17 protein-coding genes and 1 tRNA gene are annotated in these 17,270 nt (G+C 65.5%); 11 read left to right on the forward strand and 7 right to left on the reverse strand.

Annotated elements, in window-relative coordinates; translation table 11 throughout:
- Positions 1-5: 5 nt before the first annotated feature.
- Positions 6-2,864 carry an excinuclease ABC subunit UvrA gene (gene uvrA / locus L0C60_RS02025; protein WP_234504563.1) on the reverse strand — a complete coding sequence of 953 codons (2,859 nt, stop codon included), beginning with the start codon at positions 2,862-2,864 and terminating at the stop codon, positions 6-8.
- A 61-nt stretch (positions 2,865-2,925) separates the two neighbouring features.
- Between uvrA and L0C60_RS02030 the strand changes: the two genes are divergently transcribed.
- On the forward strand, positions 2,926-3,957 hold the full coding sequence (locus tag L0C60_RS02030) for an SIS domain-containing protein (protein WP_234504566.1): 1,032 nt from the start codon (positions 2,926-2,928) through the stop codon (positions 3,955-3,957).
- On the opposite strand, the gene L0C60_RS02035 is transcribed toward L0C60_RS02030, so the two are convergent.
- Together L0C60_RS02035 and L0C60_RS02040 are read right to left on the reverse strand one after the other, a co-directional pair.
- Entirely contained in the window at positions 3,954-4,283 is a 330-nt protein-coding gene (locus tag L0C60_RS02035; protein ID WP_234504568.1) for a tRNA-binding protein, read from the reverse strand. The two genes, L0C60_RS02030 and L0C60_RS02035, sit on opposite strands and share 4 nt — an antisense overlap.
- Before the next feature lie 44 nt (positions 4,284-4,327).
- Positions 4,328-4,404, reverse strand: a tRNA-Ile gene (locus L0C60_RS02040).
- 75 nt (positions 4,405-4,479) lie between these two features.
- Here L0C60_RS02040 and L0C60_RS02045 point away from each other — a divergent pair.
- Both L0C60_RS02045 and L0C60_RS02050 read left to right on the forward strand, forming a co-directional pair.
- Positions 4,480-4,671: a YgaP family membrane protein gene (locus tag L0C60_RS02045; protein WP_234504571.1), complete on the forward strand. Its 192-nt coding sequence runs from the start codon at positions 4,480-4,482 to the stop codon at positions 4,669-4,671.
- A complete protein-coding gene (locus L0C60_RS02050; RefSeq protein WP_234504574.1) occupies positions 4,668-5,192 on the forward strand; it encodes a ribonuclease FAU-1 family protein in 525 nt (174 codons plus the stop codon). The genes L0C60_RS02045 and L0C60_RS02050 overlap by 4 nt, the downstream gene beginning before the upstream one ends.
- Here L0C60_RS02050 and L0C60_RS02055 read toward each other — a convergent pair.
- The 4 genes from L0C60_RS02055 to L0C60_RS02070 form a co-directional block, all read right to left on the reverse strand.
- Positions 5,189-6,208 carry a hypothetical protein gene (locus tag L0C60_RS02055; RefSeq protein ID WP_243092433.1) on the reverse strand — a complete coding sequence of 340 codons (1,020 nt, stop codon included), beginning with the start codon at positions 6,206-6,208 and terminating at the stop codon, positions 5,189-5,191. The genes L0C60_RS02050 and L0C60_RS02055 overlap by 4 nt on opposite strands.
- Before the next feature lie 7 nt (positions 6,209-6,215).
- The gene (locus L0C60_RS02060; protein ID WP_071677584.1) at positions 6,216-6,764 is read right to left on the reverse strand and encodes a LabA-like NYN domain-containing protein; all 549 of its coding nucleotides are present in this window, start codon (positions 6,762-6,764) and stop codon (positions 6,216-6,218) included.
- 57 nt (positions 6,765-6,821) lie between these two features.
- Positions 6,822-7,829, reverse strand: coding sequence for an NAD(P)/FAD-dependent oxidoreductase (locus L0C60_RS02065; RefSeq protein ID WP_243092438.1), 1,008 nt, complete (start codon positions 7,827-7,829; stop codon positions 6,822-6,824).
- Positions 7,830-7,904: 75 nt separating this feature from the next.
- A complete protein-coding gene (locus L0C60_RS02070) occupies positions 7,905-8,936 on the reverse strand; it encodes a zinc-binding dehydrogenase (protein WP_243092434.1) in 1,032 nt (343 codons plus the stop codon).
- A 116-nt stretch (positions 8,937-9,052) separates the two neighbouring features.
- Between L0C60_RS02070 and L0C60_RS02075 the strand changes: the two genes are divergently transcribed.
- The 8 genes from L0C60_RS02075 (at position 9,053) to ttuB (ending at position 17,269) form a co-directional block, all read left to right on the forward strand.
- Positions 9,053-10,801, forward strand: coding sequence for an ABC transporter substrate-binding protein (locus L0C60_RS02075; protein WP_243092435.1), 1,749 nt, complete (start codon positions 9,053-9,055; stop codon positions 10,799-10,801).
- Between the two features lie 55 nt (positions 10,802-10,856).
- Complete coding sequence (locus tag L0C60_RS02080; RefSeq protein WP_243092436.1) at positions 10,857-11,840, forward strand: ABC transporter permease; 984 nt, start codon at positions 10,857-10,859, stop codon at positions 11,838-11,840.
- A gap of 9 nt (positions 11,841-11,849) precedes the next feature.
- Positions 11,850-13,205 carry an ABC transporter permease gene (locus tag L0C60_RS02085; RefSeq protein WP_243092437.1) on the forward strand — a complete coding sequence of 452 codons (1,356 nt, stop codon included), beginning with the start codon at positions 11,850-11,852 and terminating at the stop codon, positions 13,203-13,205.
- Positions 13,206-13,277: 72 nt separating this feature from the next.
- Positions 13,278-14,297, forward strand: coding sequence for an ABC transporter ATP-binding protein (locus L0C60_RS02090; protein ID WP_039458776.1), 1,020 nt, complete (start codon positions 13,278-13,280; stop codon positions 14,295-14,297).
- Positions 14,294-15,271, forward strand: coding sequence for an ABC transporter ATP-binding protein (locus L0C60_RS02095; RefSeq protein ID WP_039458780.1), 978 nt, complete (start codon positions 14,294-14,296; stop codon positions 15,269-15,271). Before L0C60_RS02090 ends, L0C60_RS02095 begins: the two co-directional genes overlap by 4 nt.
- Positions 15,272-15,319: 48 nt before the next feature.
- Positions 15,320-15,946 carry a CBS and ACT domain-containing protein gene (locus L0C60_RS02100; RefSeq protein WP_234504592.1) on the forward strand — a complete coding sequence of 209 codons (627 nt, stop codon included), beginning with the start codon at positions 15,320-15,322 and terminating at the stop codon, positions 15,944-15,946.
- Positions 15,940-17,067 (forward strand): acetoin utilization protein AcuC, encoded by a 1,128-nt coding sequence (locus tag L0C60_RS02105; protein WP_234504596.1) that lies wholly within the window; start codon positions 15,940-15,942, stop codon positions 17,065-17,067. The genes L0C60_RS02100 and L0C60_RS02105 overlap by 7 nt, the downstream gene beginning before the upstream one ends.
- A 4-nt stretch (positions 17,068-17,071) precedes the next feature.
- On the forward strand, positions 17,072-17,269 hold the full coding sequence (gene ttuB / locus L0C60_RS02110) for a sulfur carrier protein TtuB (RefSeq protein ID WP_234504598.1): 198 nt from the start codon (positions 17,072-17,074) through the stop codon (positions 17,267-17,269).
- The last annotated feature ends 1 nt before the right edge of the window (position 17,270 follow it).

A 17,270-nucleotide genomic window follows, 5' to 3' on the forward strand; every position in this document is an offset into this window, starting at 1 on the left:
AGGGCTTACCGGGCTCCCACCTCAATCCTTTCGGCGATCTCGGGGATGCGGGCCAGGAAGACCCCGGTGGGGCTTCCCGAAAGGGCCACCTCCTCCGGGGTCCCCTCGGCCACGATCTCCCCACCCCGGTCCCCGCCCTCGGGGCCCAGGTCAATGACCCAGTCCGCCGTCTTCACCACGTCCAGGTTGTGCTCAATGACCACCACGGTGTTGCCGGCGTCCACCAGGCGGTGGAGCACGTCCAAAAGCTTGGCCACGTCCTCAAAGTGCAGGCCCGTGGTGGGCTCGTCCAGGATGTACAGGGTGCGGCCCGTGGCCTTGCGCCCGAGCTCCGTGGCCAGCTTGATCCGCTGCGCCTCCCCGCCGGAGAGGGTGGGGGAAGGTTGGCCAAGCCGCATGTAGCCGAGCCCCACGTCCACCATGAGCTGGAGCTTACGGGCGATGGTGGGAACGTTTTGGAAAAACTCCAGGGCCTCCTCGGCGGTCATGTCCAGAACATCGGCGATGCTCTTGCCCCTTAGCTTGACCTCGAGGGTTTCCTTGTTGTACCGCTTCCCCTTGCACACCTCGCAGGGCACGTAGAGGTCCGGCAGGAAGAGCATCTCAATCCTCACCGTGCCGTCCCCCCCGCAGGCCTCGCACCGCCCGCCCTTGACGTTGAAGGAGAAGCGGCCAGGGCCGTAGCCCCGCTTCCTGGCCTCCGGGGTCTTGGCGAAGAGGTCGCGGATCTCGTCAAAGATGCCCGTGTAGGTGGCGGGGTTGGAGCGGGGGGTGCGGCCGATGGGGGACTGGTCAATCTCAATGACCTTGTCCAGGTGCTCTATGCCCTCCAAGGCCTCGTAGGCCCCCGGGGTGGTCTTGGCCCGCATGAGCCTTTGCGCCAGGGCGGCGTAGAGGACGTCGTGGATCAGGGTGCTCTTGCCGCTTCCCGAAGGCCCCGTCACGGCCACGAAGCGGCCCAAGGGGATCCGGAGGGTGACGTTTTTCAGGTTGTGCTCCCGGGCGCCCCTTAGGACGAGCCACTTGCCGTTCCCCTTGCGCCTTTCCTTGGGCACGGGGATCTTCCTTTCGCCCCTCAGGTACGCCCCGGTGAGGCTCCGGGGATTTCTTAGGATTTCCTCCAAGGGCCCCTGGGCCACCACCTCCCCCCCGTGGATGCCCGCCCCTGGGCCCATGTCCACGATCCAGTCGGCGGCCCGCATGGTTTCCTCGTCGTGCTCCACCACGATGAGGGTGTTGCCCAGGGCCTGCAGGCGCTTCAGGGTGGCGATGAGGCGCTGGTTGTCCCGGGGGTGGAGGCCGATGGAGGGCTCGTCCAGGACGTAGAGGACCCCCGTGAGGCCGCTCCCCACCTGGGTGGCCAGGCGGATGCGTTGCGCCTCGCCCCCGGAGAGGGTGTTGGCCGCCCGGTCCAGGGTCAGGTAGTCCAGGCCCACCCCCACCAGGAAGCCAAGCCGCTCCACGATCTCCCGGAGGATGGGCCGGGCGATCTGGGCCTGGAAGGGGGATAGGCGCTCCTCAAGCCCCTGGAAGAAGGCCAAAGCCTCCCGCACGGGCAAGGCGGAGACCTCGGCGATGTTCTTGCCCGCCACCTTTACCGAGAGCACCTCCTTCTTGTACCGGGTACCCCCGCAGGCCGGGCAAGGCTTCAGGGACATGAAGCTTTCCAGGGCCTCCCGCACCCCCTCGGACTCCGCCTCCTGGTAGCGCTTTTCCAACCAGGGGATGACCCCTTCGTAGTGCACCTCCACCCGGAAGGTTTCCTTCCCTCCCCGGCGGAAGACCACCTCAAAGGGCTCGGGCAGGCCGTAGAGCACCGCCCGCTGCACCGCCTCGGGCAGGTCCTTGAAGGGGGTTTTGAGGTCAAAGCCCAGGTACTCGGAAAGGGCCCGGAGGCGGTCCCAGAGGTAGCTCCGCCCCGTGTCCCGGCCCCGGGCCCAGGGCAGGATGGCCCCTTCCGCAAGGGAAAGCTCGGGGTTTATGACCAGTTCGGGGTCAAACTCCTGCTTGTACCCCAGGCCCGAGCAGGCGGGGCAGGCCCCGTAAGGGGCGTTGAAGGAGAAGATGCGGGGTTCCAGTTCCTCCAGGACGCTTCCGTGCTCGGGGCAGGCGAACTTCTCCGAGTAAAGCTCCTCCTCCCCCAGATCGGGGTAGAGGACGCGCAGAAGCCCTTCGCCCCGGAGGAGGGCGAGCTCCACCGCCTCGGCGATGCGGGGGCGTTCCTCCTCCTTGAGGACCACCCGGTCCACCACCAGGTCAATGTCGTGCTTCTCGTACTTCTCCAGGTTGAGGCCCTGTGCCTCCTCCAGGAGGTAGATCACCCCGTCCACCCGCACCCGGGCGTACCCCTCCTTCAGGAGTTGCTGGAAGAGTTTCCGGTACTCCCCCTTTCTCCCCCGCACCAGGGGGGCCATGAGGACGGCCCGGGTGCCCTGGGGCTTTTGCAGGAGGCGGTCGGTGATCTCACTGGCGGACTGCTTCTCAATGGGGCGGCCGCAGGTGGGGCAGTAGGCCTGGCCCACCCGGGCGAAGAGGAGGCGGAGGTAGTCGTGGATCTCCGTCACCGTGCCCACGGTGGAGCGGGGGTTGTGGCTCGTGGTCTTCTGGTCAATGGAGATGGCGGGGGAGAGGCCTTCAATGCTCTCCACCTCCGGTTTGTCCATGACCCCGAGGAACTGGCGGGCGTAGCTGGAGAGGCTTTCCACGTACCGCCGTTGCCCCTCGGCGTAGATGGTGTCAAAGGCCAAGGTGCTCTTCCCCGAGCCCGAAACCCCGGTGATGACGATGAATTTGCCCCGGGGGAGCTCAAGGTGGATGTTCTTGAGGTTGTGCTCCCTCGCGCCCCGGATGACGATGCGGTCCATCCGTGGAAGTATACCACCCCTTTGGGGCAGGGGGTAGGGTGGGCGGGCTACAATGGGGGACATGGCTTCCTTCATGCGCCAGGAGGCGGAAGAAGCCCCCCAGGTGGTGGAGAGGCTTCTAAGGGAGAACGAAGCGGAGGTGAAAAGCCTGGCCGCTTTCCTAAAGCGCAAGCCCCCGGCCTTGGCCCTCACCGTGGCCCGGGGGAGTTCGGACCACGCCGCCCTCTTCGCCAAGTACCTCCTCGAGGCCCGCCTGGAGTGGCCCGTGCTCCCCTTGGCCCCTTCCGTCCTCACCCTCTACCGGGCGCGGCCCAAGCCTCCCCACCCCGCCCTCCTCCTCGCCTACAGCCAGAGCGGGGAAAGCCCGGACCTCCTGGAAGCCGTGCGGGCCTACCGGGGGAGGGGCGTCCTCACCGTGGCCCTGGTGAACCGGGAGGATAGCCCCTTGGCGAGGGAGGCGGAGGTGGTCTTTCCCCTCCATGCGGGGGAGGAAAAGGCGGTGGCGGCCACCAAGAGCTTCCTCGCCATGCTGGCGGCCACGGCCCATCTCCTCGCCCACCTCCTGGAAGACCCCCGGCTTAGGGAAGCCCTGCCCGCCTTGCCCGAGGCCTTGGGGCGGGCTTTGGAAACGAAGGGGGACCTGGGGTACCTGGAGGAGGCGGAGGACCTCTTCGTGCTGGGGCGGGGCTTCACCTTTCCCGTGGCCCTCGAGGCGGCCCTGAAGCTAAAGGAGGTGGCGGCCCTCCACGCCGAAGGGCTTTCCTTGGCAGAGTTCCTCCACGGGCCCCAGGCCCTTTTGCAGGAGGGGTTTCCCGTGTTGGCCCTGGTGCAGAAGGACGAGGCCCTGGAAGGGGTTTTGGAAACCCTGGAGGGCCTACGGGCCAAGGGCGCCCACCTCCTGGTCCTCTCCCCCGAGCCCGACGCCTTGGCCCTGGCCCACGCCCCCTTGGCGCTTCCCGTGGCCCTTGCCCCCGAGCTCACCCCGCTTCTCCTCGCCCAGGCCTTTTATCCCTTGGCCGAGGCCCTGGCCCGGGCCCGCGGCCAGGACCCCGACCGCCCCCGGTACCTCAGCAAGGTGACCCGGACCCGCTAGAAGACCTTCTCCCCCAGGGGCACCTCGCGCTCGGGGGTGAGGAGGACCACCCGGCCCCCCTCGTCCTTGGCGCCCAGGACCAGGACCTCCGAGGGAAACCCCCCGATGACCCGGGTGCCCAGGTTCACGGCGCAGACCACCAAACGGCCCACCAGGTCCTCGGGCGTGTAGAGCTCGGTAATCTGGGCCGAGCTCCGCTTTACCCCAAAAGGCCCCAGGTCAATCCAGAGCTTGTAGCTGGGCTTTCGCGCCTTCTCGTGGGGTTCCGCCTTCACCACCCGGCCCACGCGCAACTCCAGGAGCTGGAAAGCTTCCAAGGCGTTCATAGCCCCATTTTGCCAAAAAGGAAAAGGCCCCCAAGGGGCCTCGTTGGTGGGCCGTGCAGGACTTGAACCTGCAACCAACCGGTTATGAGCCGGCCGCTCTGACCGATTGAGCTAACGGCCCACGCCAAGGGCTTATTGTAGCACAAGGCCAAAGGCCCTGGGCCCATGGTGTATGCTTTTCCCCAGGAGGTAAGCCATGACGGTGAACGAAAGCACCGCCGATAGGGTGGTCCGGTTTGTCCTGGCCCTGGTCCTCTTCTACTTCGCCTTCCAGTCCGCTTCCCCGTGGAACTGGATCTTGGGCATCGTGGGCGTGGTCCTTCTCTTCACCGCCATCACCGGCTTCTGCGCCCTCTACAAGGTCTTGGGCATCAGCACCAGGCGGTGAGCTGGCCCCTCGCCCTAGGGGACCTCATCCGGGTGGAGTTCTGGAAATACCCGGAGGAGGTCCTCCACTACTACTGGGAAGCCCGGGTGGTGGAGGTGCGGCCTGAGGGCGTGCTCACCCTCTTGCCCCGCGGCGGGGTTTTCCACCACGTGGCCAAGGGGCGGTCCTTTGCCCTGGACCACGACGCCTACGTGGCCTTTTTCCCAGGGGCCTGGTACTCAGGCGGGCCCGACGTGCGGGAGGGCCGGGTCCTGGAGTACTACTGGAACGTGCAGACCCCGGCGGAGTGGACGGGGAAGGCCTTGCGGCAGTACGACCTGGAGCTGGACGTGAAGTGCCGGGCGGACCACACCTGCGCGGTGTTTGACCAGGAAGAGTTTTTGGCGAAAAAGGCCCTCTATCCCCCCCTTTGGGTGGCGGAGGCGGAAAAGGCGGTGGAGGCCATCTTCCGGCACATGCGGGAAGGGCGTTGGCCGGTTCTGCCCCCGGGGGAGCCCCTTCCTTGGATGGAGCGGGTTTAGGGGAGAAGGCAGGGCGGGTAGGCGCTGCTCGGGGTCTCGGCTCCAGGGCCGTAGACCCGTAGGGGGATGAGGGTTTGGCCCTCGAGGTGCCAGTGCCCTTCCAGGACCACCTCGTAGAGGAGGCCCTTGAAGAAGCCGTGGAAGCTATCCTCCCAGGTTTCCAGGTTCTGGGCCCTTAGGGGGTAGTTGTGCCAGGCGGGGCCTAGGTAGTGGAGCCAGGGGTCCTCGAGGGGCCGGGCATCCTCGGGGGAAAGCCCAAAAATGGCGTTGAAATAGCCCCTTAGGCGGCTTGCCGTGAAAAGGAGGTTGAGGTAGGGGTCCTCCAAGGCCGCCCGGGCCTCGGCCTCCGTGCGGGGGAAGGGCCTTGCGGGGTCCCAGGCGCCAAACCGCCATAGCCTTTCCTCCTGCCTCAGGGCATCCTCCCAGCTCATCTGGGCAAGCCCCAAGGTGCGGCTAAAGGGGGCTTGGCCCTGGAGGGCGGCCAGGTCCTGGGCAAGGGCATCTACCGCCTCCCGCACCCCCCGGGAAAGCCCCAGGGCCTTGTCCCCCCCGTACTGCTCGTTGTCCACGATGGCCGCCAGGGTCCCTTTGGGGATGCGCAAGGCCCCCGCCGCCGCTCGGATTTCCCTGGCGTGAGGCAGGACGTGGTGGGGAGCGATGGGTAGGCCCTGAAGGTTTACCCTTTGCCCCCTGCGGGCCTGCCCGATGGCCTCCACCCACCGCTCGGCAGCGGCCAGGGCAGCCTGGGGTTCGGCAAAGGCCGAGCGCTTCCCCGCCTGCTGGTTGCTTAGCTCCAGGCGCAAAAGCCGGTCATAGGCCCGGGCCGCCCCTTCCCCCAGGAGGAGGCGAAGGCTCGCCTTGTTCCGAAGATGCAGGGCCACAAGCCTCTCCCGAACCGCCTTGGGGTAGGGGAGAAGCGCCCGCAGGCTCGGGGAGGGTGGGGCTTCCGGGAAGGTGGGCGGGGTCCAAAAAAGAAGGCCCGCCAGCAGGAGGACGAGCCAGGGCCCAGGGCGCATGGCCCTTTCAGGGTTTTCCCTCTTCCACCGTAGCGGGGGGTACTTCCACCGTGGCCTCCACAGGGTAGCCCACGTAGGTGCGCCGGCCCCCTAGGGTCCTTTCCAGCACCTCCCGCCACTCGGGTAGGTTCAGAAAACGGTCCGCCTGGTTGCGGAGCTCCAGGTCGGCCAGTTCGTGGACGCCTAGGAGGTGGACTTCCTTGCCCATAGCCCTAAGGGCGGCAAAGGTGTGGGCCAGGTCCCCGGAGCCGCTCGCCACGATGGCCCGGTCCCAGCGGGGGGCGGTGGTGAGGAGGTCGGTGGCGATCATGGCCTCAAAACGGGCTTCCCCCCGGATGAGGCGGCTTCGCACCGTGTAGCCCATGAAGACCAGGGCGTCAATGAACCGTTGTTGTCGCTCGTCTTCGGGGTCGGTGATGGGCACGTAGTAGAAGGCGTTGTAAAGCTGCTCGGGGGTGGCGAACTGCGTGAGGACGCGCCGGTGGTCCACGTTCCACCCTAAGCGCTTAGCCGCCAGGTACATGTAGGAACCATCAATGAAGAGGGCAACCCGCATATGCCCCCATGATAGGGCAAAAGCGCCACCCAGGGGTGGCCCTGGGGGGAGGAGGCTTCAGGCGGGGGATTTCTCCTCCGCCTTTTCCGAAGAGTGCCCCGGGTTCACCTTAAGGGCCGGGTTGGCGTAGGCGGCGGCGTGGTTGGCGGCGATGGCGGCCTCACCAAACCCCAGGACAATGAGGGGAAGCTTCCCCGGGTAGGTGACGATGTCCCCGCAGGCGTAAACCCCGGGGATGCTGGTGGCCATGGTGGTGTCCACCTTGATCTTGTTTTTCTCCAACGCCAGGCCCCAGTTGGCCAAGGGCCCCAGCTTGGTGAGGTAACCCGCTAGGATGAGTACGGCGTCCACCTCCAACTCCTCTTCCTCCTGGGTTTGGTTGTGGAAGATCACCGCCTTCTTTACCCAAGCCTCCCCTTCTATCCGCCGCACCTCGTAAGGGGTGAGCACGGTGAGCCTTCCTTCCTCCGCTGCTTGGAAAAGCTCCTTCACGCTGGCCTCGTGGGCCCGGAACTGGGGCCTGCGGTGGATGAGGGTGATCTCCTTGGCGGTGTCCAGGAGGTTGAGGGCCCAGTCCACGGCGCTATCCCCCCCGCCCACGATGAGGACCCGCTTCCCCTGGAACTCCGCTTTGGACTTCACCGCGTAGTAGACCCCCTTGCCCTCCAGCTCCCGCTCCCCTGGGGCTCCCAGCCGCCTGGGCTCAAAGGCCCCCACGCCAGCGGCGATGATCACCGCCTTGGCGGTGTAGGTGTTCCCTTGGGAGGTGGTCACCCGGAAAAGGCCGTCCGCCCGCTCCAGGGTTTCCGCCCGCTCGCCCAGGTTGTAGATGGGGTTGAAGGGGGCCACCTGCTCCACCAGGCCCTTCACCAGATCCTTGGCGTACACCTTGGGAAAGCCCGCCACGTCGTAGATGTACTTTTCCGGATACAGGGCGGTAAGTTGCCCTCCGGGCTCCGGCAAAGGGTCTACAAAGCGGAAGGAAAGCCCCCGCATCCCCACGTAAAACCCTGCAAAAAGCCCCGCTGGTCCCGCACCGATAATGATCACGTCCGTGTGTTCCATGGGCACCACCTCGCCTGGTATTGTACGTCCTGAGCCCTTGAACCACGTCCCCTTTAGAAAAGGGACAAAGCGCCCTTAGTTCACCCGAAGCACCACCTTGCCAAACACCCGCCGCTCCTCCAATAGCCGGTGGCCCTCCGCAGCCTCTTCCAAGGGCAGCACCTGCCCCACCACGGGCCTAAGCTTCCCTTCTTCCACAAAGCGGAGGATGGGGAAAAGGCGGCTCTTGGAGGCCATGGTGGACCCAAGAATGGAAAGCTGGCGGAAAAACACGTGGGCGAAAGGTAAGGTTCCCTCGTAACCCGAGGAGGCGCCAGCGATGGCGATGCGTCCGCCGTTGGCCGTGGCCTTGATCACCCCTTCAAAGTAAAGGGCGCCGGTATGGTCCACCACCTTGTCCGCCCCCTTGCCCCCGGTGAGGCGGCGCACCTCCTTAAACCACTCGGGGTGGGTGTAGTTCACCGCTTCGTCCGCCCCCAGTTCCCGGGCTTTCCTGAGCTTTTCCTCGGAACCCGCCGTGGCGATGACCCGAGCCCCGTGGAGCTTGGCGATCTGGATGGCGGCCACGCTCACCCCGCTGCCCGCAGCCATCACCAATACCTCTTCCCCAGGACGCACCTGGAGCTTGTCCACCACCATCTGCCAGGCGGTGAGGAAGGTGAGGGGAATGGCGGCCGCCTCCACGAAGGAGAGGTTTTGCGGTTTCCTCACGAGATTGACCTCGGGCACCACCAGGTACTCCGCGTAGGCTCCCCAGCGATGCTCCCCCAGGATCTCGTACCGGGAACAGAGGTTATCCTCCCCCGCCAGGCAGCGCTCGCAGTGCCCGCAGGAGAGGCCGGGGTTCACCACCACCTCGTCTCCCGGAGCGAACCCCGTGACCCCAGGGCCCACCGCGTCCACTACCCCGCTGGCGTCAGCCCCTAGCACGTGGGGTAAGGGAAGTTTGGGGCTGGCCACCCCCTTGCGTACCCAGATGTCCAGGTGGTTGAGGGCTGCAGCCTTTACCCGGAGGCGCACCTCCTTGGGCCCTGGCTCGGGTGTAGGCACCTCCGCCACCTTGAGCACCTCCGGGCCGCCTCTCGCCTCCATGACCACCGCTTTCATGGCCGCCTCCTTATGCAGGGGATTTTTTCACGAACCCCCCCGCTGGTCAAGCGTGCTTGACAGGGGCTAAACGGAACCTGTAGCCTTAGCGCCGTAAGGCAAGAGGAGGCGAGAACATGAGAAGAGCCCTGGTGTGGATGGTAGGTCTTATCGCTCTGGCCGGCGTGGCCAGCGCCCAGACCTTTGTCTGGCCCCAGAAGTGGACCGTGGCCAAGCCCTCCGAGGTCAAGCGGGGCGGTACCCTGCGGGCGGCGGTGATCTCCGATTACCGCACGTTCAACCCTTTCGTTACCGCCGAGGCGGGAAACGTTCCGGACACCATCTCCCCTTACGGCCTGGTGCGCCGCGACCCCACCACTGGGGACTGGATTCCCTACATGGCGGAGTCCTTCAGCATCAGCCCCAACAAGCTGGAAATCACCTTTAAGATCCGCCGGGGCATGAAGTGGTCCGACGGCCGCCCCATCACCGCCGACGACTGGATCATGACCTGGCGCATCCACACCGACAAGGCGGTGGGCTCCAACAGCTACGATTCCTTCTTCATTGACGGGAAGCCCATTACCCTTCGGAAGATTGACGACTACACCCTCCGCTTCACTTACCCGCGGCCCGACGCCACCGCCTTTGCCGTGGCTGAATTCACCCCCTGGCCCGCCCACATCTTTGGGCCGGTCTACCAGAAAGAAGGGGCCGAGGGCATCAAGAAGATGTGGACGCTTAACGAGAAGCCCGAAAACATCGTTTCGGCGGGGCCTTGGCTTGTGGAAAGCTACCGTCCGGGCGAGCGCTTGGTGCTGAAGCGCAACCCCGCCTTTGGGGAGTGGAACAAGGACGAGGCGGGGAACCCCTTGCCCTACCTGGACCGCTACGAGATCAAGATCGTCAAGGACACCAACGCCCAGCTGGCGGAGTTCCTGGCGGGCAATATTGACCTGATGGCTCCCTCCACCGTGGACCACATCTCCCAGATCCGCCAGGCCATCCAGCAGGGCCGTCTGGACGCCACCATCAAGGTGAACGCCTCCCCGGTGGCCAGCAGCCAGTTCATGGTCTTCAACTGGAACAAAGCCTCCGATCCCTTCAAGCAAAGCCTCTTCCGCTCCGAAAAGTTCCGCCGGGCCATGAGCCACATCGTGAACCGCCAGGCGGTGGTGGAGATCGTCTACGGCGGTCTGGGCACCCCCATGTACTCCAGCGTCTACCCGGTGCTCACCCAGTGGGTGAACCCCAAGGTGCCCAAGTACGAGTACAACCCGCAGCAGGCGGCCAAGCTCCTCGCTGAGCTCGGCTTCACCCGGAAGGACCGGGAGGGGTACCTGGTGGACAGCAAGGGGCGGAGGCTGGAGTTCAACCTCGCCACCAACGCCGGCAACGTCCAGCGGGAGCAGATCGCCAAGCTCATCGTGGACGAGGCCAAGAAGGTGGGGGTGAAGGTCAACTTCACCGCCATTGACTTCAACACCCTGGTGGGGCAGCTCCTCTCCTCCGGGCCCGACCGGCCCTTTGACGCCATCATCATCGGCCTCTCGGGCGGGGACCTGGACTGGCCCTTTGGCTCCAACGTGGTGCCCTGCAAGGGCAACCTGCATATGTGGAACAAGTCGGGCCAGTGCCTGGATCCCCGGGAAACCCAGCTGGAGGCCCTTTACTCCCGCGGCCGCACCGAGTTGGACTTTAAAAAGCGGCAGGAGATCGGCTACCGCATGCAGGAGATTGAGGCCGAGCTCCTCCCCGTCATCTACATCGCCGGGCCCAACTACCACCCCGCTTGGAACAACCGCCTGGGCGGGGAGCACCCGGATGCCATCATCAGCGCCATCTGGGGCCAGCGGGAGCTGGAGCTGACCTTCATCAAGAAGTGAGCTAGCTGTAGAGTATCCCCGGGGTCTATCGGCCCCGGGGATACTTTGGGAAGCCATGACCGCATATATCCTTCGCCGAATCCTGTACCTGATCCCCACCTTCTTCGGGGCTACCTTCCTGGCCTTCCTCATCATCCAGCTGGCCCCGGGGGATTACCTGACCCAGCTGGAGCTGGATCCCAAGGTAACCCCGGAGACCATCGCCCGCCTTAGGGTCCAGTTCGGCCTGGATCGCCCCATCTACGAGCAGTACCTGCTTTGGATGGATAACCTGTTGCACCTGAACCTGGGCTACTCCTTCGCCTTCCAGGCGCCGGTCCTGGAGGTGATCTGGCCCCGGGTGGTGAACTCCATGGTAATCGTCATCCCCTCCACCCTTCTTCTGTACCTGGTGGCCATTCCCGTCGGGGTCTACGGGGCGGTGCGCCAGTACTCTTTGGGTGACCGCCTCCTCTCCTTTCTGGCCTACATCGGGCTCTCGGTGCCCAGCTTTTTCCTGGCGCTCATCGCCATCTACGTGCTTCTCCAGATCAAGTTCCGCACGGGTACCCTTATCTTTCCGGTTTCCGGCATGACCAGCAGCGGCTTTGAGCAGATGCCGCCCTTGCGCCAGATCCTGGACATCGCCTGGCATGCGGTGGTGCCTGTGCTGGTGGCCACCGCCAACGATATCGCCGGGCTTTCCCGCCTCATGCGGGGACAGATGCTAGAGGTCTTGGGGCAGGACTATATCCGAACCGCCCGGGCCAAGGGCTTGGCCGAGCGGGTGGTCCTGTACAAGCATGCCTTTCGCAACGCGGTGATTCCCTTTGTGGCCACCTTGGGCGGGCTTCTTCCCAGCCTGATCTCGGGAGCGGGGTTCGTGGAGGTGGTTATGGCCTGGCCGGGTATTACCCCCTTTTTCCTGGACGCCATCGCCAACCAGGACCTTTACGTGATCGCCGGTTTTCTCACGGTGAGCCTGGTTCTCCTCATGGTGGGCAACCTGATCTCCGATTTGCTTTTGGCCTGGGTGGACCCCAGGATTCGCTATGAGTAGGGGGGTCTTGTGGAACGCTTAGCGCCTTCTAGCGGCTTTACCCTGGCCCTTCGCCAGTTCCGCCGCCACCGGCTTGCGGTCTGGGGCGGGCGGATCCTTCTCGTACTTTACCTGATGGCCGCCTTCGCCGGCTTCTTCAGCCCCTACGACCCCAACTACTACGAGCTCTACCCACCCAAGGGGCACCACCCACCCACCCGGATCCACTTCATAGACCCGGAAACGGGCCGGCTGACCCGGCCCTTCGTCTACGCCACGCGCCGGACCATTGACCCGGTCACGTTGCAGCCCCGTTATGAGGAGGATCCTTCCCAAGGGAAGTTCTACATCCGCTTCTTCGTGCGCACCCCAGACCAGCCTTACACCGTGTTTAAGGTTTTTCGCTCGGACCTCCGGCTGTTTGGGGTGGACCCACCCGGAAGGATCTTCCTCATGGGCACCGACAACTTCGGCCGCGACCTCTTTAGCCGGGTGGTCTATGGCGGCCAGGTTTCCCTGACCATCGGCATCCTCTCCGCCTTGGTGTCCTTTGCCCTGGGGCTTCTTTTGGGGGGCATCGCCGGCTACTTTTCCGGCAGGCCCTTCGCCCTTTCCCTGCCGCCGGGGCTTTGGCGGGGTGTGGGGATGGTCCTAGGCCCCCTAAGCCTCCTCCTCTGGCTTGGGGTGGCGGCGGGGGCTTTGTTCCTGGCCTGGTCCTTCGTGCGCCTAAGCCCGGGGAAGGAAGCCTATTCCCTTTTGGTGGACGGGGCGGTGCTCCTTCTCGGGTTGGGGGCGGCTTACCTCATCCTGCGCCGGGTCTTTTCCGAGCCGATCCGTTTGGACCCCGATGACCTCATCATGCGCACGGTGGAGATCATCGCTGCCATCCCAAGCCTTTTCCTCCTCATCTCCCTTAGGGCGGTCTTTCCCACCAACATTGACCCCCTCTTCACCTTTTACCTGGTGGTGGGGCTTTTGGGCTTCATCGGCTGGGGGGGATTGGCCCGGGTGGTGCGGGGGATCGTCCTCTCCGTGCGGGAGATGGACTACGTGCAGGCGGCCAGGGCCTTGGGGGCTTCGGATGGGCGCATCATCGCCCGGCATGTTCTTCCCGCCACGGCGAGCTACGTGATCGTGAGCCTATCCCTCACCATCCCCGGCTTTATCCTGGGAGAAAGCGGGCTTTCCTTCTTAGGCCTTGGGGTTACGGAGCCGTACACCAGTTGGGGGCTCCTGCTCCAGGCGGCGCAACAGGGCGGCTTCGCTTCCTTTACCGACCGCCCTTGGGTGCTTTGGCCTGGGTTTTTCATCTTCCTGGCTGTGCTTTCGTGGAACTTCCTGGGGGATGGGCTCCGGGACGCCTTGGACCCAAGGAGGAGGCGGTAGGCTCTTCTCTTTTGACCGGGCATGGCGTATAACGGGTGAGGTGTTTTAAGGGCAGTGCCCGAAGGAGTGCGCATGGACGACAAGCGGCTGCTGGAGGTGAGAGACCTTAAGGTCCACTTCTTCACGGACGATGGCGTGGTGAAGGCGGTGGACGGGGTGTCCTTCCACGTGGACAAAGGGGAGACCCTGGCGGTGGTGGGGGAGTCGGGCTCGGGGAAGAGCGTGACTTCCTTGGCCATCATGCGGCTCATTCCCACGCCCCCGGGGCGGATTGTGGGCGGGGAGATCCTCTTCCGGGGGAAGGACGGCCAGGTGCGGGACCTCACCAAGCTCTCCGAGGCGGAGATGCGGCGCATCCGGGGTAACGACATCGCCATGATCTTCCAGGAACCCATGACGTCCTTGAACCCGGTGTACACGGTGGGGGACCAGATCGCCGAGGCCATCATGCTCCACCAGGGGAAAAGCCGGAGGGAGGCCATGGAGCTCGCCGCCCACATGCTGGACCTGGTGGGGATTCCTGAGCCCAAGAAGCGGCTTGCCAACTACCCCCACCAGATGTCCGGGGGGATGCGGCAGCGGGTGATGATCGCCATGGCGCTTTCCTGCAACCCTTCGCTTCTCATCGCCGACGAGCCCACCACCGCCTTGGACGTGACCATCCAGGCGCAGATCCTGGAGCTGATGAAGAAGCTTCAGGAGGAGATCGGGATGAGCATTCTCTTCATCACCCACAACCTGGGGGTGGTGGCGGAGATGGCGGACCGGGTGGTGGTGATGTACGCGGGGCGGGCGGTGGAGCAGGCGGACGTGGTGCCGCTTTTCAGGGAACCGCTCCACCCGTACACCCGGGGGCTTCTCCACTCGGTGCCCCGGCTGGACCTTGCGGCGGAGCGCAAGGAGCGGTTGGAGGCCATTCCTGGGAACGTGCCGAACCCGCTTTACCTGCCTTCTGGTTGCGCCTTCCACCCCCGGTGCAAGCACTACGTGGAGGGGCTTTGCGACCGGGAGGTGCCGCCCTTGGAGGAAGTGGGGGACGGGCGGCAGGTGCGGTGCGTGCGCTGGCGGGAGATCCGGGAGGTTAGGGCATGAGCGGGGTCCTGCTGGAGGTCAAGGACCTCAAGAAGCACTTTCCCATCCGGGGCGGGGTGCTTTCCCGGGTGGTGGGGAGCGTGAAGGCGGTGGACGGGGTATCCTTCGCCATCCGGCGGGGGGAGGTACTGGGGCTTGTGGGGGAGTCGGGGAGCGGCAAGACCACGGTGGGCCGCACCCTGTTGCGCCTCATTGAGCCCACGGGGGGAAGGATCCTTTTTGACGGGGAGGACATCACCGAGCTGCCCAAGGACAAGCTAAGGCCCTACCGCCGCCGGATGCAGATCATCTTCCAAGACCCCTTTAGCTCCCTGAACCCGCGGATGACGGTGGGGGACATCATCGCCGAGCCCCTGGTGATTCACGGCATCGGCAAGACGCCCCAGGAGCGGACCGAGCGGGTGGCGGAGCTTCTCAAGCTCGTGGGGCTTTCTCCCGATCACATGCGCCGCTACCCCCACGAGTTTTCCGGGGGGCAGAGGCAACGCATCGGCATCGCCCGGGCCCTGGCGGTGGCACCGGAGTTCATCGTGGCGGACGAGCCGGTTTCCGCCCTGGACGTGTCCATCCAGGCCCAGGTGGTGAACCTTCTCCAGGACCTGAAGGAGGAGCTGGGCCTCACCCTGCTCTTCATCGCCCACGACCTGGCGGTGGTGGAGTACATCTCCGACCGGGTGGCGGTGATGTACCTGGGCAAGGTGATGGAGATCGCTTCTTCGCGGGAGCTCTACCGCAACCCCAAGCACCCCTACACGGAGGCCTTGCTCTCGGCGGTGCCCATTCCTGACCCCACGGTGAAGCGGGAGCGCATTGTGCTCCAGGGGGATATTCCTTCCCCCATCAACCCCCCTTCGGGGTGCGTCTTCCGCACCCGTTGCCGCTACGCCCTCCCCGAGTGCGCCCACACCGTGCCCGAACTCAAGGAGGTGGCCCCGGGCCACTACAAGGCCTGCATCCGGGACGACATCCTTTGAGGCCCTGGCGGGCAGGGTACCCCCCTTCGTGGGGGGTATACTCGTTTCATGCTGGTCAAGGACGTGATGCGTTCCCCCGTGGTCACGGTGGGGCCGGACGCCACGCTGGAAGAGGCCTACCGCCTCCTCCTGGAAAGGGGCATCCGGCACCTGCCCGTGGTGGCGGAGGGGAGGCTTCTTGGCATCATCACCGACCGGGACATCCGCCTGGCCACGAGCCACCTGAACCCCAAGGGCCCTTGCCCCATCGGCGAGAAGGTGGCGGCGGTGATGACCAAGAAGGTGGTCACCGCCCACCCCCTGGACCCCGTGGAGGAGGCGGCCCGGGTGATGCGGGAGAGGAAGATCGGCTCGCTGCCGGTTTTGGAGGACGGGGCCTTGGTGGGTATCGTCACGGGCATTGACCTGCTGGATGCCTTGCTTGAGCTCACCGGGGTCACGGAGCCTTCGGGGAGGCTGGAGGTCCGCTTGCCCGACAAGGTGGGGGAGCTGGCCCGCCTCACGGGGTTCTTGGCGGGCCGGGGGGTGAACATCCACTCCCTCCTCTCCTACCCGGAGGACGGGGATTTCGTGCGGGCGGTGGTGCGGGTGAACACCTTGGAAACCCACCTCTTGGCGGAGGGCCTGAGGCGGGAAGGCTTTGAGGTGCTCTGGCCCCCCAAGAAGCCATGGTGATCTACCGGGACGAGTACCGCCTCTACAACTTCGGCCCGGACCATCCCTTCTCCCCGGTGCGCTTGGAGATGCTCACCTCCCTTCTCCAGGCCCTGGGGGCTTGGCGGGCGCCCCACCTTCCCCCGGAGGCTACCCGGGAGGAGGTGCTTGCCGTCCACTCCGAGCGCCTGGTGAAGCGGGTGGAGGCGGCAAGCCTTGGGGAGAGGGTGCCGGACCTGGAACACTACGGCCTGGGCACGGGGGACACCCCCGTCTTCCCGGGCATGGACCGGGCGGCCCGCATCCTGGTGGGGGGGACCCTCGAGGGGGCGAGGCGGATCCTTGCCGGGGAGAAGCGGGTGTTGCAACTGGGTGGGGGCCTGCACCACGCCCAGTACGACCGGGCCTCGGGGTTTTGCGTGTACAACGACCTTTCCGTGGCCATCCGCCACCTGACCCGGGCCGGGCTTCGGGTGGCCTACCTGGACATTGACGTCCACCACGGGGACGGGGTGCAGTGGATCCACTACGAGGAGAAGGAGGTCCTCACCCTAAGCCTCCACGAGTCGGGCCGCTACCTCTTCCCGGGCACCGGGCACGTGCACGAGCTGGGCCGGGGGGAGGGGGTGGGGAGGAAGCTGAACCTCCCCCTGGAGCCTTTCACCGAGGACGCAAGCTACCTGGAGGTCTTTGAAGCCTTGGTGCCTTGGGCCCTAAGGGCTTTCCGGCCCGATGTGCTCGTGGTGCAGGCGGGGGCGGACGCCCACTATTTGGACCCCTTGGCGGACCTCCTCCTCACCACCCGGGCCTACGAGAGGCTTTTCCGCCTCATCCTGGAGTACGCCGAGGCCTATGCGGGGGGGCGGGTCCTCTTCACCCTGGGGGGCGGGTATAGCCTGGACGGGGCGGTGCGGGTCTGGACCCTCCTTTACCACGTCTTCCACGGCCTGCCCTTGCCCGAGCGCCTCCCGGAGGGGTGGCTTAGGGCTTGGGAGGCAAGGCTTGGGCGGCCCCTTACCCCCACCCTCCACGACCCAGAGGAGCCCTACCCCGAAATCCCCAGGCGGCTGGAGATAGAAAAGCGGAACCGGCTTACCCTAAGCCGGCTCACAGAGCTCGTCTCCCCCTACCTGCTAGACTAGCGGGGTGAAGGTTATTCTGCGCCTACCCGAGCGCAAGGAGGTGGAGGTTAGGGGGGATAGGCCCCTAAAGGAGGTTCTCCTGGAGCTTGGCCTGAACCCGGAAACGGTGGTGGCCGTGCGGGGGGAAGACCTCCTCACCCTGGACCAGGTGGTGGGAGAGGGGGAGACGATAGAGGTGCTTTCCGCCATCTCGGGAGGCTAGC

The sequence above is a fragment of the Thermus hydrothermalis genome (assembly GCF_022760925.1).
GTDB lineage: Bacteria > Deinococcota > Deinococci > Deinococcales > Thermaceae > Thermus > Thermus hydrothermalis.

Excerpts from the sequence above, each read along its gene's own strand:
- uvrA (WP_234504563.1), bottom strand. The coding sequence starts at position 2,864 with ATGGACCGCATCGTCATCCGGGGCGCGAGGGAGCACAACCTCAAGAAC.
- L0C60_RS02030 (WP_234504566.1), top strand. The coding sequence starts at position 2,926 with ATGGCTTCCTTCATGCGCCAGGAGGCGGAAGAAGCCCCCCAGGTGGTG.
- L0C60_RS02035 (WP_234504568.1), bottom strand. The coding sequence starts at position 4,283 with ATGAACGCCTTGGAAGCTTTCCAGCTCCTGGAGTTGCGCGTGGGCCGG.
- L0C60_RS02045 (WP_234504571.1), top strand. The coding sequence starts at position 4,480 with ATGACGGTGAACGAAAGCACCGCCGATAGGGTGGTCCGGTTTGTCCTG.
- L0C60_RS02055 (WP_243092433.1), bottom strand. The coding sequence starts at position 6,208 with ATGCGCCCTGGGCCCTGGCTCGTCCTCCTGCTGGCGGGCCTTCTTTTT.
- L0C60_RS02060 (WP_071677584.1), bottom strand. The coding sequence starts at position 6,764 with ATGCGGGTTGCCCTCTTCATTGATGGTTCCTACATGTACCTGGCGGCT.
- L0C60_RS02065 (WP_243092438.1), bottom strand. The coding sequence starts at position 7,829 with ATGGAACACACGGACGTGATCATTATCGGTGCGGGACCAGCGGGGCTT.
- L0C60_RS02070 (WP_243092434.1), bottom strand. The coding sequence starts at position 8,936 with ATGAAAGCGGTGGTCATGGAGGCGAGAGGCGGCCCGGAGGTGCTCAAG.
- L0C60_RS02075 (WP_243092435.1), top strand. The coding sequence starts at position 9,053 with ATGAGAAGAGCCCTGGTGTGGATGGTAGGTCTTATCGCTCTGGCCGGC.
- L0C60_RS02080 (WP_243092436.1), top strand. The coding sequence starts at position 10,857 with ATGACCGCATATATCCTTCGCCGAATCCTGTACCTGATCCCCACCTTC.
- L0C60_RS02090 (WP_039458776.1), top strand. The coding sequence starts at position 13,278 with ATGGACGACAAGCGGCTGCTGGAGGTGAGAGACCTTAAGGTCCACTTC.
- L0C60_RS02095 (WP_039458780.1), top strand. The coding sequence starts at position 14,294 with ATGAGCGGGGTCCTGCTGGAGGTCAAGGACCTCAAGAAGCACTTTCCC.
- L0C60_RS02100 (WP_234504592.1), top strand. The coding sequence starts at position 15,320 with ATGCTGGTCAAGGACGTGATGCGTTCCCCCGTGGTCACGGTGGGGCCG.
- L0C60_RS02105 (WP_234504596.1), top strand. The coding sequence starts at position 15,940 with ATGGTGATCTACCGGGACGAGTACCGCCTCTACAACTTCGGCCCGGAC.